The 23,525-nt window shown below is 72.9% G+C and carries 18 protein-coding genes; 6 read left to right on the forward strand and 12 right to left on the reverse strand.

Annotation, left to right across the window (positions count from 1 at the left end):
* Nucleotides 1-53: 53 nt before the first annotated feature.
* Nucleotides 54-1,625 (forward strand): alpha/beta hydrolase, encoded by a 1,572-nt coding sequence (locus CHR28_RS03100; RefSeq protein WP_094051868.1) that lies wholly within the window; start codon nucleotides 54-56, stop codon nucleotides 1,623-1,625.
* 24 nt (nucleotides 1,626-1,649) lie between these two features.
* On the opposite strand, the gene asnB is transcribed toward CHR28_RS03100, so the two are convergent.
* A complete protein-coding gene (gene asnB / locus CHR28_RS03105; protein WP_094051869.1) occupies nucleotides 1,650-3,491 on the reverse strand; it encodes an asparagine synthase (glutamine-hydrolyzing) in 1,842 nt (613 codons plus the stop codon).
* Between the two features lie 296 nt (nucleotides 3,492-3,787).
* Between asnB and CHR28_RS03110 the strand changes: the two genes are divergently transcribed.
* Together CHR28_RS03110 and CHR28_RS03115 are read left to right on the forward strand one after the other, a co-directional pair.
* A complete protein-coding gene (locus CHR28_RS03110; RefSeq protein ID WP_094051870.1) occupies nucleotides 3,788-4,882 on the forward strand; it encodes a baeRF3 domain-containing protein in 1,095 nt (364 codons plus the stop codon).
* Nucleotides 4,883-5,155: 273 nt separating this feature from the next.
* The gene (locus CHR28_RS03115) at nucleotides 5,156-6,565 is read left to right on the forward strand and encodes a PP2C family protein-serine/threonine phosphatase (RefSeq protein WP_094051871.1); all 1,410 of its coding nucleotides are present in this window, start codon (nucleotides 5,156-5,158) and stop codon (nucleotides 6,563-6,565) included.
* Nucleotides 6,566-6,569: 4 nt separating this feature from the next.
* On the opposite strand, the gene CHR28_RS03120 is transcribed toward CHR28_RS03115, so the two are convergent.
* Nucleotides 6,570-8,063 carry a DNA-binding protein NsdB gene (locus tag CHR28_RS03120; protein WP_094051872.1) on the reverse strand — a complete coding sequence of 498 codons (1,494 nt, stop codon included), beginning with the start codon at nucleotides 8,061-8,063 and terminating at the stop codon, nucleotides 6,570-6,572.
* A gap of 233 nt (nucleotides 8,064-8,296) precedes the next feature.
* Between CHR28_RS03120 and CHR28_RS03125 the strand changes: the two genes are divergently transcribed.
* Nucleotides 8,297-9,436, forward strand: coding sequence for an aminoglycoside phosphotransferase family protein (locus tag CHR28_RS03125; protein WP_094051873.1), 1,140 nt, complete (start codon nucleotides 8,297-8,299; stop codon nucleotides 9,434-9,436).
* 79 nt (nucleotides 9,437-9,515) lie between these two features.
* Here CHR28_RS03125 and CHR28_RS03130 read toward each other — a convergent pair whose 3' ends face one another.
* The 7 genes from CHR28_RS03130 to CHR28_RS03160 all read right to left on the reverse strand — a co-directional run bounded on the left by CHR28_RS03130 (nucleotide 9,516) and on the right by CHR28_RS03160 (nucleotide 15,599).
* Nucleotides 9,516-10,013, reverse strand: a complete 498-nt coding sequence (locus tag CHR28_RS03130; protein WP_094052128.1) for a hypothetical protein — start codon at nucleotides 10,011-10,013, stop codon at nucleotides 9,516-9,518.
* A gap of 198 nt (nucleotides 10,014-10,211) precedes the next feature.
* Nucleotides 10,212-11,126 carry a universal stress protein gene (locus CHR28_RS03135; RefSeq protein WP_094051874.1) on the reverse strand — a complete coding sequence of 305 codons (915 nt, stop codon included), beginning with the start codon at nucleotides 11,124-11,126 and terminating at the stop codon, nucleotides 10,212-10,214.
* Nucleotides 11,127-11,288: 162 nt separating this feature from the next.
* Nucleotides 11,289-11,531: a DUF397 domain-containing protein gene (locus CHR28_RS03140; protein ID WP_094052129.1), complete on the reverse strand. Its 243-nt coding sequence runs from the start codon at nucleotides 11,529-11,531 to the stop codon at nucleotides 11,289-11,291.
* An 83-nt stretch (nucleotides 11,532-11,614) separates the two neighbouring features.
* Nucleotides 11,615-12,781, reverse strand: a complete 1,167-nt coding sequence (locus CHR28_RS03145) for a thiolase domain-containing protein (protein ID WP_094051875.1) — start codon at nucleotides 12,779-12,781, stop codon at nucleotides 11,615-11,617.
* Nucleotides 12,778-13,842: a thiolase domain-containing protein gene (locus CHR28_RS03150; protein ID WP_094051876.1), complete on the reverse strand. Its 1,065-nt coding sequence runs from the start codon at nucleotides 13,840-13,842 to the stop codon at nucleotides 12,778-12,780. The genes CHR28_RS03145 and CHR28_RS03150 overlap by 4 nt, the downstream gene beginning before the upstream one ends.
* Nucleotides 13,839-14,780: a Zn-ribbon domain-containing OB-fold protein gene (locus CHR28_RS03155; RefSeq protein ID WP_094051877.1), complete on the reverse strand. Its 942-nt coding sequence runs from the start codon at nucleotides 14,778-14,780 to the stop codon at nucleotides 13,839-13,841. Before CHR28_RS03155 ends, CHR28_RS03150 begins: the two co-directional genes overlap by 4 nt.
* Before the next feature lie 18 nt (nucleotides 14,781-14,798).
* Nucleotides 14,799-15,599 carry a crotonase/enoyl-CoA hydratase family protein gene (locus tag CHR28_RS03160; protein ID WP_094051878.1) on the reverse strand — a complete coding sequence of 267 codons (801 nt, stop codon included), beginning with the start codon at nucleotides 15,597-15,599 and terminating at the stop codon, nucleotides 14,799-14,801.
* 178 nt (nucleotides 15,600-15,777) lie between these two features.
* Here CHR28_RS03160 and CHR28_RS03165 point away from each other — a divergent pair, with 178 nt between their 5' ends.
* Together CHR28_RS03165 and CHR28_RS03170 are read left to right on the forward strand one after the other, a co-directional pair.
* On the forward strand, nucleotides 15,778-17,397 hold the full coding sequence (locus CHR28_RS03165; RefSeq protein WP_094051879.1) for an acyl-CoA synthetase: 1,620 nt from the start codon (nucleotides 15,778-15,780) through the stop codon (nucleotides 17,395-17,397).
* Between the two features lie 114 nt (nucleotides 17,398-17,511).
* On the forward strand, nucleotides 17,512-19,488 hold the full coding sequence (locus CHR28_RS03170) for a sulfatase (protein WP_094051880.1): 1,977 nt from the start codon (nucleotides 17,512-17,514) through the stop codon (nucleotides 19,486-19,488).
* Nucleotides 19,489-19,527: 39 nt separating this feature from the next.
* Here CHR28_RS03170 and CHR28_RS03175 read toward each other — a convergent pair whose 3' ends face one another.
* From CHR28_RS03175 to CHR28_RS03185, 3 genes are read right to left on the reverse strand one after another with little or no spacing between them, the layout of a single operon-like run.
* Nucleotides 19,528-20,361 carry an alpha/beta fold hydrolase gene (locus tag CHR28_RS03175; protein ID WP_094051881.1) on the reverse strand — a complete coding sequence of 278 codons (834 nt, stop codon included), beginning with the start codon at nucleotides 20,359-20,361 and terminating at the stop codon, nucleotides 19,528-19,530.
* Nucleotides 20,362-20,416: 55 nt separating this feature from the next.
* Nucleotides 20,417-21,919, reverse strand: a complete 1,503-nt coding sequence (locus tag CHR28_RS03180) for an acyl-CoA synthetase (RefSeq protein ID WP_094051882.1) — start codon at nucleotides 21,917-21,919, stop codon at nucleotides 20,417-20,419.
* Between the two features lie 51 nt (nucleotides 21,920-21,970).
* The gene (locus CHR28_RS03185) at nucleotides 21,971-23,521 is read right to left on the reverse strand and encodes an acyl-CoA synthetase (RefSeq protein ID WP_094052130.1); all 1,551 of its coding nucleotides are present in this window, start codon (nucleotides 23,519-23,521) and stop codon (nucleotides 21,971-21,973) included.
* Nucleotides 23,522-23,525 lie beyond the last annotated feature (4 nt).

Raw genomic sequence — 23,525 nt, forward strand, 5'->3', positions numbered from 1 at the left:
CGGGGCACGCTTATCGTGGGCGAGGGCGCCGTGGGGCGTCCCTGGAGGCATCGATGCTGGCCAAGCTGTCCACGCGCCCCTCGATCCGGCGCAGCGCGGTCGCCGGCGCGTGCGGACTGGCCCTGCTGGGCACGGGGCTGCCGACCGCCGCCGACCCCTCGCCCGGCCTGGAGCGCTTCTACGACCAGAAGGTGAAGTGGTCCCGCTGCGCGGGGCCGGACATGCCGAAGGACCTGCAGTGCGGCAAGGTCACCGTCCCCCTCGACTACGACCGGCCGCAGCGGGGCACGCTCGACCTCGCCGTGGCCCGCTACCGGGCCACCGGGGCCTCGCGGGGCTCGGTGCTGCTGAACTTCGGCGGCCCCGGCGGCCAGGGCGTGGGCCAGCTCGCGCTCGCCGGCAAGGAGTTCATGGACCTGACCGACGGCTACGACGTGGTCTCCTTCGACCCTCGCGGCGTCGGCCGCTCCTCCCCCGTCAGCTGCGGGAACGCCTCCGATGACGCCCTGGACGCGACCGACGGCAACGCCGACGTGACCGATCCGCAGGCCGTGCTGGAGAAGCTGCGCGACGCCGCGGCCGAGTGCGCCGAGCACTCGGGCCCGGTCCTGCCCCACATCGGGACGGTGAACGCCGCCCGCGACCTGGACGTCATGCGCGACGCGCTCGGTGACGGCAAACTCAACTACCTCGGCTTCTCCTACGGCAGCCGGCTCGGCGCGGTCTACGCGGCGCAGTTCCCGGGGAAGGTCGGCCGCATGGTGCTGGACGGCGTCGACACGCTGACCGAGCCGCTGGCCGAGCAGGGCGTGGTGAGCGCGCGCGGGCAGCAGACCGCGCTGGAGAACTTCCTCACCTGGTGCACGGAGGACATCGCCTGCCCCTTCGGGCAGAACGCGCGCGAGGCCCAGGAGCACGTCGTCGAGGTCGTGAAGTCGCTCGACGAGGACCCGGTGCCGACCGACTTCGGGGAGGCGTTCTCCGGGCAGGACTTCGCCGGCGCCCTCGGCCAGGGCCTCTACAGCAGGGAGCTGTGGCCCTCGCTCCAGCGGGCCGTCGCCCGGCTGCTGGAGGAGGGCGACACCAGCGGCCTGGAGGCCTTCCTGTACGGCGGCTTCACGCTCCCGCCGCTGGGCAGGGTCCACCGCGGGCTCACCGACCCGGAGGACGTGCCCCTGGACAACCTGCCGGCGGCGTTGATGGCGGTGAACTGCGCGGACGATCCCGACCGCCCCGGCGCCGCCCAGGTCGAACGGGATCTCGACCGGCTGCGGGCCCGGTACGAGCAGGCCTCACCGGTCTTCGGGCAGTACCGGCTCACGCAGGTGCTGATGTGCTACGGCCGCCCCAAGGGCACCGACTTCATCCGCGACGAGGTCAAGGACGTCGACACACCGCGCATGCTGCTGGTCGGCACCCGGGGAGACCCGGCCACCCCGTACCGCTGGACGGTGGAGACGGCCGAGCGGCTGGGGTCGTCCGCGGTGGTGCTCGACAACCGGGGCGAGGGCCACACCGGCTACGGCTCCTCCACGTGCGTGCACCGCAAGGTCGACGCCTTCCTGCTGTACGGCACCCTCCCGCCGGACGGCAGCTCCTGCGGCTCCGACCACGACACCGAGTGAGCCGGTGCGGGCCCGGGGCCGCCCTCAGCCGAGGGCGACCTCGGGTGCGTACAGCTCCAGCCACGTCGCCAGGTCGAGGGTCCGTTCCAGGCCGCGCCGCGCCGCCTGGCCGCTGACGGGCGTGTCGTCCCGGGCGGCACGGCGCAGCCACTCGGGGTCGACGAGGTCGAAGACGGGATGGTCCGGCCGGGCGAGCAGGTCCTCGGCCTGCCGGCGCAGGGCCACCGCGTACCGCGGGTCCTGGGTGGACGGGTAGGGGCTCTTGACCCGGTCGTAGACGGACCGGGGGATGAGGTCCGCGGTCGCCTCCCGGAGGAGGCTCTTCTCCCGGCCGTCGAAGGACTTCAGCGCCCAGGGCGCGTTGTAGACGTACTCGACGAGCCGGTGGTCGCAGAACGGCACCCGGACCTCCAGTCCGACGGCCATGCTGGCGCGGTCCTTGCGGTCGAGGAGGATCCGCACGAACCGGGTGAGGTGGAGGTGGCTGATCCGGCGCATCCGGAACTCCAGGTCGCTCTCGCCGTCGAGGCGCTCGACCCGGGCCGCGGCGGAGCGGTAGCCGTCGGCGACGTACGTCTCCAGGTCCAGGGCCTTGACCAGTTCGGGGCGCAGGACCTCGGTGTCGTCGCCGAAGTGCCGGCCGAAGCCCACCAGCCAGGGGAAGGTGTCGGCCGTGCGGGCCTCCTCGTCGAAGAACTGCCGGTAGCCGCCGAACACCTCGTCGGCCGATTCGCCCGACAGGGCCACCGTGGAGTGTTCCCGGATGGCCTTGAAGAGCAGGTACAAGGAGGCGTCCATGTCGCCGAGGCCGGCCGGGAGGTCGCGCGCCCTGATCACCTTCTCGCGGACGGCGGGGTCGGCGAGGGCGTCCGGGTCGAGCACGATGTCCCGGTGGTCGGTTCCGCAGGCGCGGGCCACGTCGTGCACGAAGGGCGTGTCCGGGGTGGCGCGCAGTTCGTCGGCGACGAAACGGTCGGCCTGGCCGGCGAAGTCGACGGCGAAGCTGCGGACCCTCTCCCCGTGCGCGCCGAGCTGCCGGGCGGCGAGGGCGGTCATGGCGGAGGAGTCGAGTCCGCCGGAGAGCAGGGTGCAGCGCGGCACGTCGGCGACGAGCTGGCGGCGCACGATGTCGTCGAGCAGGGAGCGGACGGTGCTGATCGTGGTGGCGCGGTCGTCCTCGTGGGGCCGGGTCCGCAGCTCCCAGTAGACGTGCCGGCGCACGCCCGTGCGGTCGACGGTGACGACGGTGCCGGGCTCGACCTCGCGCATGTCCTCCCACACGGCGTGCCCGGGCGTCTTGACCATGGTGAACAGCTCGCGCAGACCGTCGAGGCCGACCCGGGGCCGGGCCAGCGGGTTGGCGAGGATCGCCTTCGGTTCGGAGCCGAACAGGACGCCGTCGGGGGTGGGGTGGTAGTAGAGGGGCTTGATGCCCATGCGGTCGCGGATCAGCAGGAGCCGGTCGGTGCGGCCGTCCCAGACGGCGAAGGCGTACATGCCGTTGAGGTGCTCGGCGACGGCGTCGCCCCATTCGAGATAGCCGCGCAGCACGACCTCGGTGTCGGAGTCGGTGGTGAAGCGGTGACCGCGTGCGGCGAGCTCGCCGCGCAGCTCGGTGAAGTTGTAGGCCTCTCCCGAGTAGACGAGGGCGACGGTGCCGTGCGGGGTCGCGGCGGTCATGGGCTGGCGGCCCCCGGGCAGGTCGATGATCGCGAGCCTGCGGTGCCCGAGTCCGGCGGGGCCCTCGGCCCAGACGCCCCGGTCGTCCGGACCGCGGCAGGCCATCGTCTCGGTCATCGCGTCCAGGGTCGCGGCCTCGGCCCGCAGATCACAGTCGAAGGAGACCCAGCCGGTGATGCCGCACATACACGTACCTCCCGCAAAGTAGTTGTACTGGCCATTTACATTTCGAGCCTGTTACATCGACCGACCGCGGTCAACTCACCCACCCCCAGCCGCTCCTCCGTGGCCGGCTCGGCACCCCCCGATTCCAGCCGCTCTTTGCAAGCGCAATACCCGGCGAGCCGCTCTCCCCCGGGGCCCTCGCCGTCGGGAATCCGCCAGCGGCAAAAACTTCCCCAACTCCCGGGCGTCCGGGCCTGGGAGAGAAGGGCGAGAATGCCCCGAATGCCCTGAAGGTGAATCGGTTCTATCGTGCTGTCATGGAGCACGATCTGAGTCCCGCGACCCTTGCCGAGCTGCGGCGCCCGCGCCCCTACCCCGCGGTCTCCGTGCTGACGCCGACCCACCGGCGCGAGCCCTACAGCGCCCAGGACCAGGTCCGGCTGCGCAACGTGGTGGCCGAGGCCAAACGGCAGCTGGAGGCGGATCCGGCGGTCAGCCGGGAGCGGCGTGCCGAGGTCGCCCACCACCTCGACCGGGCCCTGTCCGAGGTCGACCTCACCCACGCCGAGGACGGACTGGCGATCTTCGCGGCGCCCGGGGAGCACCAGGTGTGGTCGCTGGCCCGGTCCGTGCCCGAACGCGTGGTCCTCTCCGACACCTTCCTCACCCGCAATCTCGTCTCGGCGCACACCGCCGGACGGCCGTTCTGGGCGCTCTCGCTGGCCGCCGACCGCGCGACCCTGTGGAGCGGCGGCGTCGACCGCGTCGCCGAAGCCCGCCTCGGCGGCTTCCCCCTGACGCGGCGCGTGGAGAACTTCGACCCCGAGCGGCAGCAGCGGATCGGCGACCAGCCGAGCGCCTTCCGGGAGGAGCGCACCCGCCAGTTCCTGCGCAAGACCGACACCGCGATGGGTGCCGTCCTGCGCGACCATCCGCGCCGGCTCTACGTCACCGGCGAACCCGCCGCCCTCTCCCTGCTGGACGAGGCCGGCAGCGCCACCGCGGCAGCGGTGCGCGTCCCGCACGGCGGGCTGGCGCACGGCACGCCCGAGGCCGTGTGGCAGGCGCTGCGTCCGGTCCTGGAGGCGGAGGCCCGCAGCAGCACGGACGACGTGACCCGGGCTCTCGAAACCGCCCGGGGACGAAGGGCGTTCGCGGCCGGCGTCGACGAGCTGTGGCAGAGCGCCCGGGACGGCCGCGTCCGGCTGCTGGCCGTCGAGGAGAACTACCGCGTCACCGCCCGCGACGCCGGCGACCATCTGATCCTCGCCGAGAGCGGCGACCTCGACTCGCGCGAGGACATCGTGGACGAGATCGTCGAGCAGTGCCTGGAGACGGGCGCCGACGTCCGCTTCGTACCGGACGGCGCACTCGGTGAGGCGGACGGCATCGCAGGGGTCCTGCGGTACTGAGACCCGGGCATCGAACACCTGGTCGTCGAACGCACACAGGAGGCGTCCGCTCGCTCCGACGAGGCGTCAAATACCCTGTGTAATCTACGACTTGGCACTCCGGGCGACATGCGTCCCGGCTACCTCGGAGTAACCCTGCGAGACGGTGGCATATGCCAGAAGCACCACCGTATCGTGTGGTGCCAAATCCCTTACAGGGCGTCGCGGGCTGTGCGACAGTCGTAACGGTCCCTCCGTCCGCCCTGGTCGTACCGTCCCGCATCGGAGTGCGTCATGCCGTCCCACCTCTCCGCGGACCGCCCCGCCGCCCAGCCGCCCGGACGCGGCTCGGTCGACGCGCTCATCTCACAGACGCGACGGCTCAAGGGCGACGTGGACGCGGTGCGCCGCGACACCGAGGGCGACGGGGCGGACCACCCGCGCGGACGCTGGCAGCGCGCCCTGTGCGACCTCGCCCTGCATCAGCTCGACGACCTCGACGAGCACCTCGCCCAGCTGCGCGACGGCCCCCTCCCCACGGCCCCGGACCCGGAACCCGCCGCGCCCGCCCAAGGCTCGCTGCTCAGCCGGGTCGGCAGCGCCGAGTGGAACCTCCTGACGGACGAGGCCAGTTGGTCCGGGGAGCTGTACCAGATCCTGGGCCGCGATCCCGCCGCTGCCCCGCTCACCCTCGACGAGCTGCCGTCCCTGGTGCTCGACGAGGACCGGCCCGGGCTGACGGCGATGGTGACCAACTGCCTCGTCGACGCCCGGCCCATCGACGGCGAGTTCCGCATCACGCGCCCCGACGGAGGCGTCCGGACCGTGCACATGATGGGCGAACCGGTACTCGACACCGACGGGAGCACCGCCTCGATGTGGGCCGTGCTGCGCGACGTCAGCGAACTGCGCCGCAGCCAGCGGGTGGTGAGCGAGACCCGTGACTCGCTGCACCACCAGCGGGAGGCCGCGCGGACCGAGCACCGGCTCGCGGTCGAGCTGCAGGAGGCCGTACTGCCGCCGTGGCGCGGCTCGCTGCGGCTCCCCCGCCGGGGACCGCAGAGTCTCGACCTCGCGGCCCGCTGCCTGCCGGCGTCCACGCGCACCCTGATCGGCGGCGACTGGTACGACGCGCTCGAACTGACCGACGGCGACACCCTGTTGAGCGTCGGCGACCTCACCGGGCAGGGCGTGGGGGTCACGTCGAACATGACCATGCTGCTCGGCGCCGTGCGCGGCATGGCGATGGCCGGCGCCCGGCCGGGACAGCTGATGGCCTGGCTGAACCAGTTACTCGACGCCACCGTGCAACCCGCCCTCGGCAGCGCCGTCTGCTGCCGCTACCGCCCCTCCACCCGCACCCTGGTGTGGGCGCAGGCCGGACACCCCGCCCCGCTGCTCTTCCGCGACGGGACGGGGCGTGTCCTGGACACCCCGGACGGCGTCCTGCTCGGCGCCACCTCGGGCGCCGTGTACGGGCAGGCCGAGGAGACCCTCCAGGACGGTGATCTGCTGCTCCTGCACACCGACGGGCTGGTACCCGGGCACACCGGAGCCGCGGCCGCGCATCTCCTCCTCGGTCTGGCGCCGCGCCTGACGGGGTCCGCCGACGCGGAGGACTGCGTCCGGGCAGTCGTCGAGGAGTTCGGCTCGGGCGAGCGCGAGGACAACGCCTGCGTGCTCGTCGCCAAGGTCACGTCATAGCGCCTCAGGCCTGTGCGGCGGCGCCTCCCCTGCCCTTCGTCTTCGGCAGGGCGAGCTTGATCTCCTCCCGCAGCTCCTGGATCTTCGGATAGCCCGAGTACTGCGCGGTGAGCCGGTACATCTGGCGCAGCCGGTCCCAGGTCCGGTGGGAGGAGTTGGACCCCATCGACACCAGCGCCAGGCGGGCGTAGCGGTCGGCCTGCTCGGGGTCGTCGGCGATGAAGCAGGCCGAGGCCATCGACAGGTAGTCGAAGATCTTCGAGCGCTGCCGGCCGTCGACCCGCAGGGCCAGTGCCTTCTCCGCGTAGTGCTGGGCGTGCGCGGCCGCGCCCGGCTCGAACTCGGCGAGCGTGCGGTAGGCCAGGGCCTGCATGCCGTAGAGGTCCTCCTCCTTGAAGGTCTGCATCCAGTCCGGCGGGGGGACGTCGGCCTTGTCGGAGACGAACAGGTCCTCCGCCCGGCCGAGCGTGCGGCGCATGGCCTGGCCCTTGCCCATGGAGGCCTGCGCCCAGGCCTCGATCGTGTAGAGCATCGCGCGGGTGCGGGGCAGCACCTCCTCGCCCGAGCCGGACGTGGCCAGCTTCATCAGGTCCAGGGCGTCGTCCGGCCGGCCCAGGTGCACCATCTGGCGGGCGGCGCGGGAGAGCGCCTCACCCGCGCGGGGCCGGTCCCCGCCCTCTCTGGCCGCGTGCGCGGCGATGACGAAGTACTTCTGGGCCGTGGGCTCCAGACCGACGTCGTGCGACATCCAGCCCGCGAGGACGGCCAGGTTGGCGGCGACGCCCCACAGGCGCCGCTGGAGATGGGGTGGGTGACGGTAGGCGAGCATGCCGCCCACCTCGTTGAGCTGGCCCACCACGGCCTTGCGCTGGAGCCCGCCGCCGCGTGCGGCGTCCCAGGCGCGGAACACCTCGACCGAGCGCTCCAGTTCCTCGATCTCCTGCGACCCGATGGGGGCGGCCTCGTAGCGGTCGAACCCAGCGGGGTCGGCGTGCAGGGGATGGTCGAGGTCGGGGGCGTCGGCAGCCAGGGCAGGGTCGGAGTGCAGCCAGTCGTACATGGCGCTGCTGAGTGCGGATCCCGCGGCGAGCGCGGCGCCCGCGCCCACCAAGCCGCGTCGGTTGAGCATGAGGTCCATTCCCGTGAATTCGGTGAGGACCGCAGCCGTCCGCTCGGGCGCCCACGGCACACCGTCGGGAGCCTCCGGGCTCCCGCCGCCCTGCCGTTTCCCCGCACGCCCGTGCCGGACCAGACCGAGGTCCTCGATGGTCACGACACGGCCGAGACGCTCGGTGAACAGAGCCGCCAGCACCCGCGGCACCGGATCGCGCGGGATCTCTCCCATGTCGATCCAGCGCCGCACCCGGGAGGTGTCGGTCGACAGCTGGGGGTGGCCCATGGCCGCCGCCTGCCGGTTGACCAGCCTCGCGAGTTCGCCCTTGGACCAGCCGGCCAGGCCGAACAGGTCCGCGAGCCGGGTGTTGGGTTGTCCGCTCACGTCAAGCCCCCAGGTTCTCGGCTGAGTTGACAGTAGCCCGGGGAGACTTGCCGGGCGACTATTCGCCAGGGTTCGCCAGGGTGCGCCAGATGGTGTGCCACCGGCCATCCGGTGTCAGGTAGGAACGCGCCACCCCGACCCGGTCGCCGCAGGGACATTCCCCAGGGTGCTTCCGGGCTTCCGGGCCGGGTGAGCGCTGTCGTCGCAGGCACACGAAGGGATCTGTTTCGCCCATGTACGCAGCATCGTCCTCCGTGTCCGCACCGCCCCGGTCGCTCCACCCGCGTCCCACGGACAGCGGCCCCTACCTCGCCCCCGCGCGGCCGGCGGCCCCCGTGCTCGGAGCGGGCAGGGCTCGGCGCGGCGCGGTGCTCGGCACCCAACCGCTCAGCGGGAGACTCGACTTGTCCGGCCCCCAGGGCACGCAGCTGCGCACGGCGATCGCGTCGGTGCACCGCATCTGTCCGGAGTTCGCCCCGGTCCAGGTGCTGCGCCGCACCGGCCGTTCCGTGCTGCTGGTCGGCACGACCGGCCGCAGCACGGCCGTCGCCAAGTGTTTACTGGACCACTCCCCCGCCTGGTCCGAGCGGATCCGCCACGAGATAGCGGCGTACCGCTCGTTCGTCCGGCACCGCCCTCCCGTGCGGGCGCCGAGACTGATCGCGGCGGACCCGGACAACTGCACGCTCGTGATCGAGCGGATGCCCGGCCGGGTGGCGGCCCTCCAGCGGCACCCGGCCGAGGCACCGCCCCGGGCGGACATCAGGGCGGCGCTCGGCGCGATCTGCCGGCTCAACGCCTGGCGGCCGCCGGCGGGCACGTTCGACGCCCCGCTGGACTACGCGGCCCGGATCGCGCGGTACCACGAGCTGGGGCTGCTCACCGACCGCGACCTGGGCGACCTGCAGAAGCTGCTGCACGGCATCGCGCAGGCCGCCGGGCGGCAGGGCATGGGCCAGTTCTGCCATGGCGACGCCCTGCTGTCGAACCTGCTCCTGTCACCGGCCGGTCCAGTGCTGGTGGACTGGGAGCACGCGGGCTGGTACCTGCCGGGTTACGACCTGGCGACGCTGTGGTCGGTGCTCGGGGACGCACCGGTCGCGCGGCGGCAGATCAGCCAGATCGCACAGTCGGCGGGCCCGGCGTCCAGGGATGCCTTCCTGGTGAACCTGATGCTGGTGCTGACGCGTGAGATCCGGACGTACGAGACGGCCGTGCAGCGTTCGATGCACGACACGGCCCCGGCGGCACCGGGCTCGGCCCATCCTGGTGCTGCGCCGTCCGGCGAGGAACAGCGGCTGCTGCTGCGGCGGCTGCACGACGACTGCCAGTTGGCCCGGCGGGCCGTGCGCGCGGCGGTCGGCACTCGCTGACGGGGACGAAGCGGCCGCTGTGCGCCCGGTCGGGCGCACAGCGGCCGCTTCGTGTGTGCGGGCGTGCCGCGGCGTCGGGTCAGCCCTGCTGGAACAGCTCCGCGGGCAGCGGCTTGAGGAGAGCGTAGAGATCGTCCGTGATGGGGCGGTCCCAGGCGGCGATGGTCACCAGGACGTTGTCGCTGCGGTCGAACTGCACGCAGGAGATCCGGCTCTCGGAGAGCTTGATCCGGCGCACGATCAGGAGGTTGTCGCCCTGCATCACCGGCACGTCCTCGGTGCCGACGACGGTGACCTCCTCGTCGTTCTCCAGCGCCAGGAGGAGCTGCGCCACCTCGAAGGGGACCTCGCCCTCGGGGACGTCGCGGGCCGGGGAGCCCTCCGGCAGATTGCCGATGATCATGGCCGGGCCCCGGCCGCCGAACAGGTCGTAGCGCAGGAAGACGCCCTGGCAGGTGCCGTCGGGCGCGGGCAGCAGTCCCGCACCGAGGTTGCCGGGCCAGTCGCCCGGGTCCATGGCCAGTACGTCGAAGTCGGGCCCGGCGGGAGTGGCGCTGCGGCGGCGGAGGAACGACATGTCGCCATGGTACGTGCCCGGGCCTGCGAAGTGTCGGGCGGGCGGCGCCTCGATCGGGCCGGAACGGCCCCGGGCGTTCATCCGGTGCCGACGGCGGCGACGAGCCACCCGGGCCCGGTTGCCGCGGGGCGGGCGCGGCCGGTTTCCGGCAGGATCCCGGTTCCCGCACGGTCCTGATGACAGGCGGGTCCCTGTCCATCACCGCTCGGGCCGGTCCTCCGGCGGTGCCGGGGGGATCACCGCCACCGGGCTCGCGGCGTGCAGCAGCACGGCGTGGGTGACCGAGCCCATCATCCGGGCGGGTGCCAGCAGGTGCCGGCGGTGGCGGCCCACGACGACGAGGTCGGCGTCCCGGGAAGCGGCGACGAGGTGCCCGGCCGCGTCCCCCGCCGCCGGGAGCGGCTGGACCTCGACGTCCGGGTGCCGTTCGCGGTGGGGGGCGAGGAAGCCCTCGGCGAGGACCCGGGCCTCGTCCTCGACGACGTCCTGGTCGACGACCGGCGGGGGCATCTCCCCGGGCAGCATCCAGGGCTGCGCCGGCCACGGGTAGGCGGCGACCGCCTGCAGCCGGGCCCCGCGCCGGGCGGCCTCGGCGAAGGCGAACTCCAGCGTGGCGTCGTCGGGGCCGTCGACCTTGAGCCCGACGACCACGCGCGGGGCGGGGCCGGCCGGCGCCCCGTCGGGCACCTCGCGTCCGGGCCGGGGCACCACGACGACGGGGCACTCGGCGTCCCGGGCGGTGGCCAGGCTGGTCGAGCCGAGCAGCAGGCTGGCGAAGCCGCCGCGGCCCCGGGACCCGAGCACCAGCAGCTGGGCGCCGGTGCCCAGTTCGGGCAGGACCACGCCGGTCGCGCCCTCCAGGCCGACGTACTCGGTGTCCGGCAGGCCGGTGCGGTTCTCCAGACGGGCGCGGACCCGGTCGAGGACGGGGTCCTGCCGTGGGTCGGCGGGCCCGGCGGCGAGGACCTCGGGCTGGGCCCAGTGGGCGTACTGGCGTACGTGGGCCACGCGCAGCGGGGCCGAGCGCCCGAGGGCCGCCTCGACGGCCCACTCCAGGGCGCGCAGACTGTCGTCCGAACCGTCGACCGCCGCGACGACGGGCAGGGTGCTCATGGGTGCCTCACTTCCGGGTGACGACCGTTCCCTCCCCGGTGCCAGCCTGACGCAGGGCCGGCCGAGGGAGGCTGCCTCGGGTCGCGTGTCCGGAAAACGCGGTCGGAACACCCCCGGATCGGCCGTCGGACACGGCCGCCCCGGGCGGTCGGCTCCCCCACGTCAGGTGAGGTCGAACTCCCCTTCCCGCGCTCCCGAGACGAACGCGCCCCACTCGGCGGGCGTGAAGATCAGGGAGGGGCTTTCGGGGCGGGCGCTGTTCCGCATGGCGATGAAGCCCTCCACGAAGGCGATCTGCACATCCCCCAGGCCACGGCTGCTGGACTGCCACTGTGCCTTGCTGAGGTCCAGATCCGGCTTGTCCCAGCCCATGAGCGGGCGCTGCTGGGTGGTGGTCTCGGCCACGTCCGTGCTCCTCCCGATTGCGTCGTCCGCGGCCAGCCTAGCGATCGTGTCCCACGGCCGACAGAGCACGTGAGCGGGACCTTTCAGGAGTCCGGCGGCCGTGCTCCCACGAGCCACATGGAGAAGAACTGCGATCCGCCGCCGTAGGCGTGTCCGAGGACCCTGCGGGCGCCCTCCACCTGGTGTTCCCCGGCCTGTCCGCGCACCTGGAGCGCCGCCTCGGCGAAGCGGATCATGCCGGAGGCGCCGATGGGGTTGGTGGACAGCACCCCGCCCGACATGTTGACGGGCAGGTCCCCGTCGAGTTCGGTCACGCCCGCCTCGGTGAGCTTCCAGCCCTCGCCCGGATCGGCGAAGCCGAGGTTCTCCAGCCACATGGGTTCGTACCAGGAGAACGGCACGTAGATCTCGGCGCCGTCGATCTCGCGGCGGGGGTCGGTGACACCGGCCTGCCGGTAGACGTCGGCGGCGCAGTCGCGGCCGGCCTGCGGGGAGACGAAGTCCTTGCCCGCGAAGAGCGTCGGTTCGCTGCGCATGGCTCCGCCGAGCATCCAGGCGGGCGGTCGCGGGGCCCGGGCGGCTCCGGCGCGGTCGGTGAGGACCATGGCGCAGGCGCCGTCGGAGGAGGGGCAGGTCTCCGAGTAGCGGACGGGGTCCCACAGCATGGGCGAGGCCATCACCTTCTCCAGGGTGATGTCGTGCTCGTGCAGGTGGGCGTAGGGGTTCTTCAGGGCGTTGCGGCGGTCCTTGTAGGCGACGAGGGCGCCGATCGTCTCGGGGGCGCCGCTGCGCCGCATGTAGGCGCGGATGTGCGGGGCGAAGAACCCGCCGGCGCCGGCCAGCAGGGGCTGCTGGAAGGGGATGGGCAGGGACAGGCCCCACATGGCGTTGGACTCGGACTGTTTTTCGAAGGCGAGGGTGAGGACCGTGGCGTGGACGCGGGCGGCGACGAGGTTCGCGGCGACGAGGGCGGTGGAGCCGCCGACGGAGCCCGCGGTGTGCACGCGCAGCAGGGGTTTGCCGACGGCGCCGAGGGCGTCGGCCAGGTAGAGCTCCGGCATCATGACGCCCTCGAAGAAGTCGGGCGCCTTGCCGATGACGACGGCGTCGATGTCGGCCCACGTCAACGCGGCGTCCTCCAGGGCCCGTCGGGCGGCCTCCCGGACCAGACCGGCGATCGAGACGTCCCGGCGGGCCGCGACGTGCCTGGTCTGGCCGATGCCGACGACGGCCACGGGCTCCTTGCTCATCGGGGCTCCCCTTCGAGGACGGCGACCAGGTTCTGCTGGAGGCAGGGGCCGGACGTGGCGTGGGCGAGGGCGCGGTCGGAGGCGCCGCGGTGGATGCGGGCGGCGGCCTCGCCGAGGCGGATGAGCCCGGCCGCCATGATCGGGTGGGCGGCGAGGGCCCCGCCGGAGGGGTTGACGGTCACGTCGTCGCCGAGGCGCAGCGCCCGGCGCAGGACGATCTCCTGGGCGGTGAAGGGCGCGTGCAGCTCGGCGGTGTCGACGGGCCGTGCGAAGGCGCCGGCCCGCTCGGCGGCCAGGCGGGTGGAGGGCGAGTCGGTCAGGTCCCGCACGCCGAGGCCGTGGGCCTCGATGCGGTGGTCGATGCCGCGGATCCAGGCGGGCCGCGCGCACAGTGCGCGGGCCCGGTCCCCGGCCGCGAGGATCACTGCGGCGGCGCCGTCGCCGATGGGCGGGCAGTCGCCGGTGCGCAGGGGCCGCACGAGGTAGTCGCCCTGCGGCACGCGGTGGCGCAGCTGGGCGTGGGGGTTGGCGGCCGCGTTCTCCCGGTTGCGGGCGGCGACGGCGGCGAGTGCGGGTTCGTCGGCGGCGCCGGTGTCGATGAGGGCCTGGGCCTGGAGGGCGGCGAGGGCCACCGAGTCGGGCCACAGGGGGGCCACGTAGTACGGGTCGAGCTGGCGGGTCAGGACGTCGCGGACCGGGCCGGGCGAGGACTTGCCGTACGCGTAGACGAGGGCGGTGTCGGCGTCGCCGGTGAGGAGCTTGGTCCAGGCCTCGTACAGGGCCCAGGCGCCGTCCATCTCGACGTGGGACTCGGAGATGGGGGGCCAGGCTCCGACGCCGTCGAGGGCCAGGGTGAAGGAGAAGGCGCGTCCGGCGAGGTAGTCGCTGGAGCCGGAGCAGGTGAAGTCGATGTCGGCGGTCTTCAGGCCGGTGCGGTCGAGGACCTCGTGCAGCACCGGCATGAGCATCTCCACCTCGGAGAGCTCGTCGCTGATGCGCCGGTGGACGGTCTGGGCGAAGGCGACGACGGCGATCTCGCGGTGCGGCGGTGCGCTCGTCACAGCAGCTCCTTGTAGGTGTCGTAGTCCGCGTCGGGTTCGCCCGTGGGGCGGTAGTGGTCGGGGTGGCGGGCGCTCTCGGTCCACACGGGTTCGACGCGCAGCCCCATGCGGACCTCGTCGTAGGGGATGCCGCCGATGCGGCCGTGCAGCGCGAGGCCGGCGCCGTCGAGGGCGATGTGGGCGTAGACGTAGGGCACTTCGATGTCGAGGTTCTTCGCCTTGATGTTGACGACGCAGAACGTGGTCACGGTGCCGCGCGGTCCCACCTCGACCTGCTCCGATGTGGCCACCCCACATGTGGGGCACGCACCCCTCGGCGGGATGTACACCTTGCGGCACTCCGGGCAGCGCTCGCCGACGGTCCGGCGGCCGGAGAGGGCGTCGAGGTACGCGGTCTGGGCGCGGCCGGGCGCGTAGGTGTAGTCGAGGCGGGCGGGCGCGACGATGCCGGTGACGGGGTCCTCGAACGCGCCGGTGTGCCCTGCCGTCCCGGCCGGGTCCCCGTCGTACGGCTCGAAGCAGGCGATGTCCGTGATGGCGCCGGTGCGTTGCTCCGCCCAGCGGACACGGACGCGCATGCCGGTGTGCACGGCGTCGGGGCCGGGGGCGTCGAGGGCGTGCAGCAGCGCGGTGTCGGCGCCGTCGAGGCGGACCAGGACCCAGGCGAAGGGGGTGGTGAGGGGCTGGCCGCGGCGGGGGGCGTGGTTCCAGGCCCAGGTGGTGACCGTGCCGGTGGGGGCGACCTCGGTCAGGTCGCGGATCTCCTCGGCGGTGACGGGGTCGTACTCGACGGGCGGGACGAGGACGCGGCCGTCGCCGGTGCGCACGCCCAGGACGACCCGTGCGCGCAGGCCGGTGAGGAAGGCGCTCTGGACGGGGCCGAGGGAGCGGGTGAAGGGGAACTCGACGACGAGCGGGGCTTTGAGGACTTCGGGCATGCCGCGGGGCTCCTTCGGTCAGGCGCGCTTGTAGACGGGCGGTCGTTTCTCCGCGAAGGCGCGGGCGCCCTCCTTGGCGTCGTCGGTGTCGAAGACGGGCCGGCCGCGGGCGAGTTCGGCCGCGAGGCCGTCGGACTCGGTCATGCCGGCGGTCTCGTACACGGAGGCCTTGACGGCCTCGACGGCCAGCGGCCCGCAGGAGTTGACCCGCTCGGCGATCTCCAGGGCCCGGTCGAGCGCGGCGCCGTCGGGTACGACGTGGCCGATCAGGCCGATGGCGGCGGCCTCGCGGGCGCTGTAGGGGCGGCCGGTGAGGAGCATTTCCAGGGCGTGGGTGCGGGGGATCTGGCGGGGCAGGCGGACCGTGGAGCCGCCGATCGGGAACAGGCCGCGCCGCACCTCGAACAGGCCGAAGGTCGCGGACTCGCCGGCGACGCGGATGTCGGTGCCCTGGAGGATCTCGGTGCCGCCCGCCACGCAGGACCCCTCGACGGCGGCGATCACCGGCTTGCGCGGGCGGTGGTGGCGCAGCATCGCCTTCCAGTGCAGGTCGGGGTCGGCCTTGAGCCGGTCGCGGTACTCCTCGCCCGCCATGCCGTTCCCGGCGAGGGCCTTGAGGTCCATGCCGGAGCAGAACGCACCGCCCGCGCCCGTGAGGACGATCGAGCGGACGGAGTCGTCCGCGTCGGCTTCCAGCCAGCCGTCGTGGAGGCCGACGAGCATCGGCAACGAGAGCGCGTTCCTGGCCTGCGGCCTGTTGAGCGTGAGCACCAGTGTGGCGCCTTCGCGCTGCACGGTGAGGTGTTCCGTCCCACCCATGGCCAACTCCCCTCTCCCGGAACGAGAACAGGTTGCAGTAGGAGGTCGGGCACTTCAAGGGTTTTCTGACAGGCAGTCAGATTTTCTGGTGCGGGCCCTTCACAGTTGTGGCGCCCTTTGCTCTGATGACCGGCGAACCGTCCGATGCCAGGCGCACGCCCCGGGGTCAGGAGGAGCGGTGGAGTACAACCTTGCCGACCTGTTCGAGTCGGTCGTCGACGTCGTCCCCGGCCGTGAGGCGCTCGTCCACGTCGACCATCCCGGCACGGGTACGGAGCGCCGTCTGACGTACGCGGAGCTGGACGCGGCGGCCAACCGGGTCGGTCACCACCTGCTCGACAGCGGGATACGGCCCGGTGAGCACCTCGGGCTGCACCTCTACAACTGCGTGGAGTACCTGCAGACGGTGCTCGGCTGCCTGAAGGCGCGGATCGTCCCGGTCAACGTCAACTACCGCTATGTCGAGGAGGAGTTGGCGTACCTCTACCGGGACGCGGATCTGGTCGCGCTGGTCTTCGGCGCGGAGTTCACCGACCTGGTGGCGGCGGCGCGGCCCCGGGCGGAGAAGCTGCGGCACCTGATCCGGGTGGGGACCCCGGCACCGGGCGCCGCGGTCGTGCCGTGTGCGGAGTTCGCCGGGGCGGAGGCCGCGGCATCTCCCGGGCGGGGCTTCCCGGCCCGCTCGGGCGACGACCAGTTCATCATCTACACCGGCGGTACGACCGGGATGCCCAAGGGTGTGATGTGGCGGCAGGAGGACCTGTTCTTCGCGGGTCTGGGCGGGGGTGCACCGACGGGCGAACCGGTGAAGAAACCGGAGGAGCTCGCCGAGCGGGTGGCGGCCGGCGGGGACGGGATCACCTTCTTCCCGACGGCGCCGCTGATGCACGGCACCTCCACGCTGACCGCGTTCATCGGCTTCCACTTCGGCCAGCGGGTGGTCATCCACCGCAAGTTCGTGCCCGAGGAGGTGCTGCGGACCGTGGAGAAGGAGCGGGTCAGCAGCATCTCGCTGGTGGGCGACGCGATGCTGCGGCCGCTGGTCGACGCGCTGAGCGGTCCGCTGCGGCACATCGACCGCTCGTCGCTGTTCAGCGTGTCGTCGTCCGGCGCGATCATGTCGGACACGGTGCGCCGGCAGTTCCAGGAGCTGGTGCCGAACGCCCTGCTGCTGAACAACTTCGGCTCGTCGGAGTCCGGGTTCAACGGCACGGCGACCGAGGACTCGGGGCCCGAGCGCGGCTTCCGGGTGCGGGTCAACGCCCGTACGCAGGTGGTGGATCCCGTGACGCACGAGCCGGTGGCGGCCGGACGGGTGGGGCGGGTCGCGCAGTGCGGGCACGTCCCGCTCGGCTATTACAACGACCCGGCCAAGACCGCCGAGACCTTCTTCGAGAGGGACGGCGAGCGGTGGGTGCTGCTCGGGGACATGGCCACCGTCGACGCGGAGGGCGTGGTCACCGTCCTCGGCCGGGGCTCGCAGTGCATCAACACCGGCGGCGAGAAGGTGTACCCGGAGGAGGTCGAGCAGGCACTCAAGGCCCACCCGGACGTCTACGACGCGCTGGTGGCCGGGGTGCCGGATCCCCGGTGGGGCCACCATGTGGCGGCCGTGGTGCAACTGCGCGAGGGGGCGGCGCGGCCGTCGCTGGAGGACATCCGCACGCACTGCCGGGACCGGCTCGCCGGGTACAAGATCCCGCGGCAGCTGGTGATCACGGACGAGGTGCGGCGGTCGCCGAGCGGCAAGGCGGACTACCGGTGGGCGCGGGAGGTGGCGGCGGCTGCGGACGGGTGATTCACCGGCCCGGTGATTGAACCCGAGGTGACGTACGGACGTACTGGTGGTGGCAGGCTCGGCACTGGGCTCTGTTTGCCATGCCATCGCACGACCGCACGGAAGGACCACCGGGTGTCGCTCTTCACTCGCCCGCATCAGCAGCCGGACCGAACCGAGGGCGGAGCGGAACCGGACGCCGGCACGGAGACGGCGGGGCCGGACGGGACGCCCCGGGCGAAGGACGACGACGCCGCCGACACGGGCACGACGGACCGGGACACGGACACCGCGACGACCGACCCCGGCGCAGACACCGCCGCGACCGACCCGGCCCCGGACGCCACCACGCCCGACCCGGACCCGGACGCCACCGTGACGGCGAAGCCGGATGACCGGGCCGGTGTGGTGGAGGCGCGGGACGGGTCCGGCGGCACGGGCGGCACGGCGCGGGGGGCCGGGGCCCGGTGGTTCGGCCGGTGGCTGCGTCATCCGCGGGCCGTGCGGGGCGTCTCCGTGGGGACGACCGTGCTGGCCGGGCTGCTCGTGGTGTTCGCGCTGCTCGTGCCCAACCGGATCGAGCGGATCGAGTTCGCCTCGTTCCTGCGGATCCCCGCCGAAGGGGTGCTGCTCGCGGGCCTGCTGCTCGCGCTCCCCGCACGCCCCCGGCGGATCACGGCCGTCGTGGCGGGCGCGTTCCTCGGGCTGATCACGATCCTGAAGTTCGTCGACATGGGCTTCTACCAGGTGCTGGCCCGGCCGTTCGACCTGGTCCTGGACTGGATCCTCATCGAGCATGCCACCGACTTCCTCCGCGAGACCTTCGGCCGTACCGGCCAAGTGCTGGCCGTCATCGGCGTGATCGTCCTCTTCGTCGCCGTGCTCGTGCTCACCACGCTCTCGGTCGTGCGGCTGACGAACCTGATGGTGCGCCACCGGCCGGTCGCCGCCCGTACGACCCTGATCCTCGGCACGGCGTGGATCACCTGCATGACCCTGGGCCTGCAGCTCGGCACGGTGCCGATCGCCACCAAGGGCAACGCCGAGTTCATCGGCAACCGGGTGGAGCAGGTCCGCGCGGGACTGGCGGACGCCCGCGTCTTCGAGAAGCAGGCCGCCGTGGACGCCTTCGCGAAGACACCGCCCGACCAGCTGCTGACCGGACTGCGCGGCAAGGACGTGCTGTTCACCTTCATCGAGAGCTACGGCCGGGTGGCAATCGACGACCCGGCGATGGCGGAGCAGACCGACGCCGTGCTCGCGGAGGGCACCAGCCGGCTGCAGTCGGCCGGGTTCGCGTCGCGCAGCGGCTGGCTTCAGTCGCCGGTGACGGGCGCCGGCAGCTGGCTCGCCCACTCGACGTTCCTGTCCGGACTGTGGATCAAGAACCAGCAGCGGTACCGCAGTCTGACCACGAGCGACCGGATGACGCTGACCAAGTACTTCGGCAGGACGGGTGCCTGGCGGACCGTCGGCATCGTGCCCGGGGTACGGCGGGCCTGGCCGGAAGGCCGGTTCTTCGGCCTGGACCACATCTACGACTCCGAGCACCTCGGCTACCACGGGCCGTACTTCAGCTGGACGCCCGTGCCCGACCAGTTCAGCATGGAGGCCTTCCAGCGCCTGGAGCACGGCAGGAAGGACCGTGAGCCGATCATGGCGGAGATCATCCTGGCCTCCAGCCACAACCCCTGGTCGCCCATCGCCCACATGATCGACTGGGAGGACCTCGGCGACGGCTCGGTGTTCCACCGGATCAAGAAGGAGGGCACGAACCCGGCCGAGGTCTGGAAGGACCCGGAGAAGGTGCGCGCCGAGTACCGCAAGGCCATCGAGTACTCGATCCGCAGCCTGACCGAGTGGATGGAGCGCTACGGCGACGAGGACACGGTGCTGGTCTTCCTCGGCGACCACCAGCCGGTGCCGACCGTCACCGCCGGGGACACCGGCAAGGACGTGCCGATCAGCATCGTCGCCAAGGACCCGAAGGTCCTGGACCGCGTCGCCGACTGGGGCTGGACGGACGGTCTGAAGCCGGCCAAGGACGCGCCCCGTTGGGGCATGGACAAGTTCCGCGACCGTTTCATGACGGCGTACGGCCCGCAGCCCTGACGAGCCCGGCCCGCCGACGGCCACCCGAATCCCCTGCGGTCAGGAGAAGAAGGCCGACACGCGGCGCGTGAACCACTCCGGGTCGTCGAGCCACGGGTAGTGCCCCGCGCCCGGCTGCACCACGCACTCCGCGTGCGGGAAGACGCCGGCGGTGCGGCGGGCCAGGGCCGGGGACGGTCCACCGTCGGCCCCGCCGGCCAGGACAAGCACGGGCGCGGCCAGCCGCGCCAGGGCGTCGCGGGTCGCCTCCGGGTCGTAGGCGCCGTCCCCGCCGTAGACGTCGGCCGCCTCGTCGTTGGTCTCGGCCTCTTCGCGATCGGCGTGGGCGCGGGCGGTGTCGTCCCAGCGCCCGTGGAAGAACGGCACGAACACCGGGTCGAAGTCGCCCGAACCGTCCAGCCAGGCCTCGAACGCCGGGAACGCCTCCGCGAACCAGGGTTCCGAGGCCCTCATCCGGGCCGCCGTACGCCGGTCGTCGGCCGTCGCGGGCCACCCCAGTGCCCACGGGGTGGCGGTGACCAGCGCGAGGCGTGCGATCCGCCGCGGGTAACGGGCCGCGTAGAGCAGGGCGAGACTGCCGCCCGCCGAGTGCGCTAGCAGGTCCATCCGCTCCAGCCCCAGCCGGATCCGCAGCGCCTCGACGTCGTCCACGAGCCGGTCACAGCGGTACGTGGCCGGGTCCGCGGGCACCCCGGACTCGCCGGTGCCGCGCAGGTCGAGCAGCACCAGCCGCCGGTGGGCGTCCAGTCCGCCGAGGTTCCCGAGGTAGGCGGAGGCCCGCATGGGGCCGTCGGGCAGCACGATCAGCGGCTCGCCCTCGCCGCGTACGTGGAAGGCGAGCCGGGTCCCGTCCGGGGCGGGGAAGGTCGGCATGTCGTCGATCCTGGTGGCCGGGGGCGGTTCGGCACAAGCGGGGGGTCCGGCCGGGCTAGGCCTTTGCGAGTTCGTCCCTGAGCCGGCGCTTGAGGATCTTCCCGCTGGCGTTGCGCGGGAGTTCGTCCACGAACACCACGCGTTTCGGCGCCTTGAACGGCGTGAGCCGCTCGCGGACGTGGTCGATCAGCTCTGCCTCCGTGACCTCCCCGCGCGGGACGACGATCGCCGTCACGGCCTCGATCCAGCGCTCGTCCGGCAGGCCCACGACCGCCGCCTCGGCGACGCCGGGGTGGGTGTACAGCGCGTCCTCGACCTGGCGGGAGGCGATGACGACTCCGCCGGAGTTGATGACGTCCTTCACCCGGTCGACGATCGTGAAGTAGCCGTGGGCGTCGCGCACGGCGAGGTCGCCGGAGCGGAACCAGCCGTCGCGGAAGGCCTCGGCGGTCTCCTCGGGCTTGTCCCAGTAGCCCTCGCACAGTTGCGGGGACCGGTAGACGATCTCGCCGGGCGTGCCGTCGGGGACGTCCTTGCCGTCCTCGTCGACCACCCGGGCGTCGACGAACAGCACGGGACGGCCGCAGGAGTCCATGCGGCCCTTGTGCTCGTCGGGTGCGAGGACCGTGGCCAGGGGCCCGATCTCGCTCTGGCCGAAGCAGTTGTAGAAGGCCAGGTCCGGCAGCCGCGCCCGCAGCCGTTCGAGGACCGGGACCGGCATGATCGACGCCCCGTAGTAGGCCTTGCGCAGGCCGCTCAGGTCGCGGGTGGCGAAGTCGGCGCGGTGGGAGAGGGCGATCCAGACGGTGGGCGGGGCGAACAGGCTGTCGACACGGCCCGCTTCGACGAGGTCGAGGAGCCGGTCGCCGTCGGGTGCGTCGAGGATGACGTTCGTCGCGCCGACGGCGAGGTAGGGCACCAGGAAGACGTGCATCTGCGCCGAGTGGTACAGCGGCAGCGCGTGCGCGGGACGGTCGCCGGCGCTCAGGTCGAGGGCGGTGATCGCGCTCAGGTACTCGTGCACCAGGGCCCGGTGCGTCATCATCGCGCCCTTGGGCAGGGCGGTCGTCCCGGACGTGTACAGCAGTTGCACGAGGTCCTCGGTACGCGGCTCGGGCCCGTCGTACGCGGGTGCCCCGTCCAGCCGCGCGAGCAGCGAGTCGTCCGCCTCGCGCAGGGGCAGGGTCCGTACGCCGCCGGGGAGCCGGCCGGCCAGGTCCGGGTCGGCGAGGACCAGGGAGCTGCCCGACTGGCCGACGATGTAGGCCAGGTCGTCGCCGGTGAGGTTCTGGTTGACGGGGACGTGGACCAGGCCCGCCCGGGCGCAGGCCAGGAAGGCGATCAGGTAGGCGTCGGAGTTGTGGCCGTAGGCGCCGACCCGGTCCCCGGGGGTGAGCCCCTGGCCGAGGAGGACGCTCGCCGCGCAGGAGACGGCGGAGTCGAGTTCGTCGTACGTCCAGGTGCGGTCGCCGTACTCGACCGCGACGCGCGCCGGGGTGCGCCGGGCGCTGCGCCGCAGGACTCCGTCTACCGTGCTGCCGTGTCCGGGCGTCGTCATGACACATGATCCTGGGCTCACCGCCGGGGCGGGTCAAGGCACCTCGTCGTGTCACATCCCGCGGTCCCGCCCCGCCCAGTACGGCTCCCGCAGACGCCGCTTGTACAGCTTGCCGTTGGGGTCGCGGGGCATCTCGGCGATGAAGTCGACGCTGCGGGGCCGTTTGTATCCGGCGAGACGGTGGGCGCAGTGGTCGAGGAGGTCGGCCGCGAGGGCCGGTCCGGGCCGGTGCCCGGGGGCGGGTTCGACGACGGCCTTCACCTCCTCGCCCCAGTCGTCGTGCGGGATGCCGAAGACGGCGGCGTCGGCGACGGCCGGGTGGGCGAGCAGGGCCGACTCGATCTCGGCGGGGTAGATGTTCACCCCACCGGAGATGATCAGGTCGATCTTGCGGTCGCGCAGGAAGAGGTAGCCGTCCTCGTCGAGGTGGCCGAGGTCGCCGACGGTGAAGAAGTCGCCGATGCGGTTCCTGCGGGTCTTGGCCTCGTCCTTGTGGTACGAGAAGCCGCCGGTGGTCATCTTCATGTAGACGGTGCCCAGTTCACCGGGCGGCAGCCGGTTGCCGTCGTCGTCGAAGACCGCGAGTTCGCTGATGGGCCAGGCCTTGCCGACGGTGCCGGGCTTCTTGAGCCAGTCCTCGGCGGTGGCGAAGGCGCCGCCGCCCTCGCTGGCCGCGTAGTACTCCTCCACGCAGGGCCCCCACCAGTCGAGCATGGCCCGTTTGACGTGGTCGGGGCAGGGGGCGGCGCCGTGGATGGCGTGCCGCATGGAGGAGACGTCGTAGCGGGCCTTCACCTCGTCGGGCAGGGCCAGCAGCCGGTGGAACTGGGTGGGGACCATGTGGGTGTGGGTGCAGCGGTGGGCGTCGATGAGGCGGAGCATCTCCTCGGGTGTCCACTTGTCCATCAGGACGAGCCGGTGCCCGATGTGCAGGGACGCGCCGGCGAACTGGAGCACGGCCGTGTGGTACAGCGGCGAGCACACCAGGTGCACGTTGTCGTCGAACGGCCGGATGCCGAAGATGCCGAGGAAGCCGCCGAGGTAGGCCTCCTCCGGTGGCTTTCCGGGCAGCGGGCGGCGGATGCCGCGGGGGCGGCCGGTGGTGCCGGAGGTGTAGTTCATGACCCAGCCGAGGGTGCGGTCGGCGGGCGGCGACTCGGGCTGCCCGGCGAGGAGTTCGGCGTACGGGCGGAATCCCTCGACGGTGCCGACGGCGTAGCGGTGGGTGTCCGGCAGGGCGGCCTCGTCGGCGGCGGCGCGGGCCGCGTCGGCGAAGCGCTCGTGGGCCAGCAGGACCTTGGCGCCGGAGTCGGAGACGATCCAGGCGATCTCCGGGCCGACCAGGTGGTGGTTGACGGGGACGAGGTAGAACCCGGCCTGGCTGGCGGCCAGGTAGGCGGTCAGGAACTCGACGCCGTTGGGCAGGACCACCGCGAAGGTGTCGCCGCGGCGCAGGCCGGCCGCGCGCAGGCCGTGCACGAGCCGGTTGGCGGCGGCGTGCAGGCGTCCCGCGGTCCACTCCTCCCCGTCGGGTGCGACGAGGACCGTGCGGCCGGGGTCCTGTGCGGCCTGGGCCCAGAAGCCCGCCGGAGGTGTGCTCACCGTG

It is taken from the genome of Streptomyces sp. XY006 (genome assembly GCF_002237655.1).
In the GTDB taxonomy this organism is placed as follows: Bacteria; Actinomycetota; Actinomycetes; order Streptomycetales; family Streptomycetaceae; genus Streptomyces; species Streptomyces levis.

Coding starts and splice junctions, on each gene's coding strand:
- CHR28_RS03110 (WP_094051870.1), top strand. CDS start 3,788: ATGGAGCACGATCTGAGTCCCGCGACCCTTGCCGAGCTGCGGCGCCCG.
- CHR28_RS03180 (WP_094051882.1), bottom strand. CDS start 21,919: ATGACGACGCCCGGACACGGCAGCACGGTAGACGGAGTCCTGCGGCGC.
- asnB (WP_094051869.1), bottom strand. CDS start 3,491: ATGTGCGGCATCACCGGCTGGGTCTCCTTCGACTGTGATCTGCGGGCC.
- CHR28_RS03175 (WP_094051881.1), bottom strand. CDS start 20,361: ATGCCGACCTTCCCCGCCCCGGACGGGACCCGGCTCGCCTTCCACGTA.
- CHR28_RS03160 (WP_094051878.1), bottom strand. CDS start 15,599: ATGGGTGGGACGGAACACCTCACCGTGCAGCGCGAAGGCGCCACACTG.
- CHR28_RS03125 (WP_094051873.1), top strand. CDS start 8,297: ATGTACGCAGCATCGTCCTCCGTGTCCGCACCGCCCCGGTCGCTCCAC.
- CHR28_RS03115 (WP_094051871.1), top strand. CDS start 5,156: ATGCCGTCCCACCTCTCCGCGGACCGCCCCGCCGCCCAGCCGCCCGGA.
- CHR28_RS03100 (WP_094051868.1), top strand. CDS start 54: ATGCTGGCCAAGCTGTCCACGCGCCCCTCGATCCGGCGCAGCGCGGTC.
- CHR28_RS03135 (WP_094051874.1), bottom strand. CDS start 11,126: ATGAGCACCCTGCCCGTCGTCGCGGCGGTCGACGGTTCGGACGACAGT.
- CHR28_RS03145 (WP_094051875.1), bottom strand. CDS start 12,781: ATGAGCAAGGAGCCCGTGGCCGTCGTCGGCATCGGCCAGACCAGGCAC.
- CHR28_RS03155 (WP_094051877.1), bottom strand. CDS start 14,780: ATGCCCGAAGTCCTCAAAGCCCCGCTCGTCGTCGAGTTCCCCTTCACC.
- CHR28_RS03130 (WP_094052128.1), bottom strand. CDS start 10,013: ATGTCGTTCCTCCGCCGCCGCAGCGCCACTCCCGCCGGGCCCGACTTC.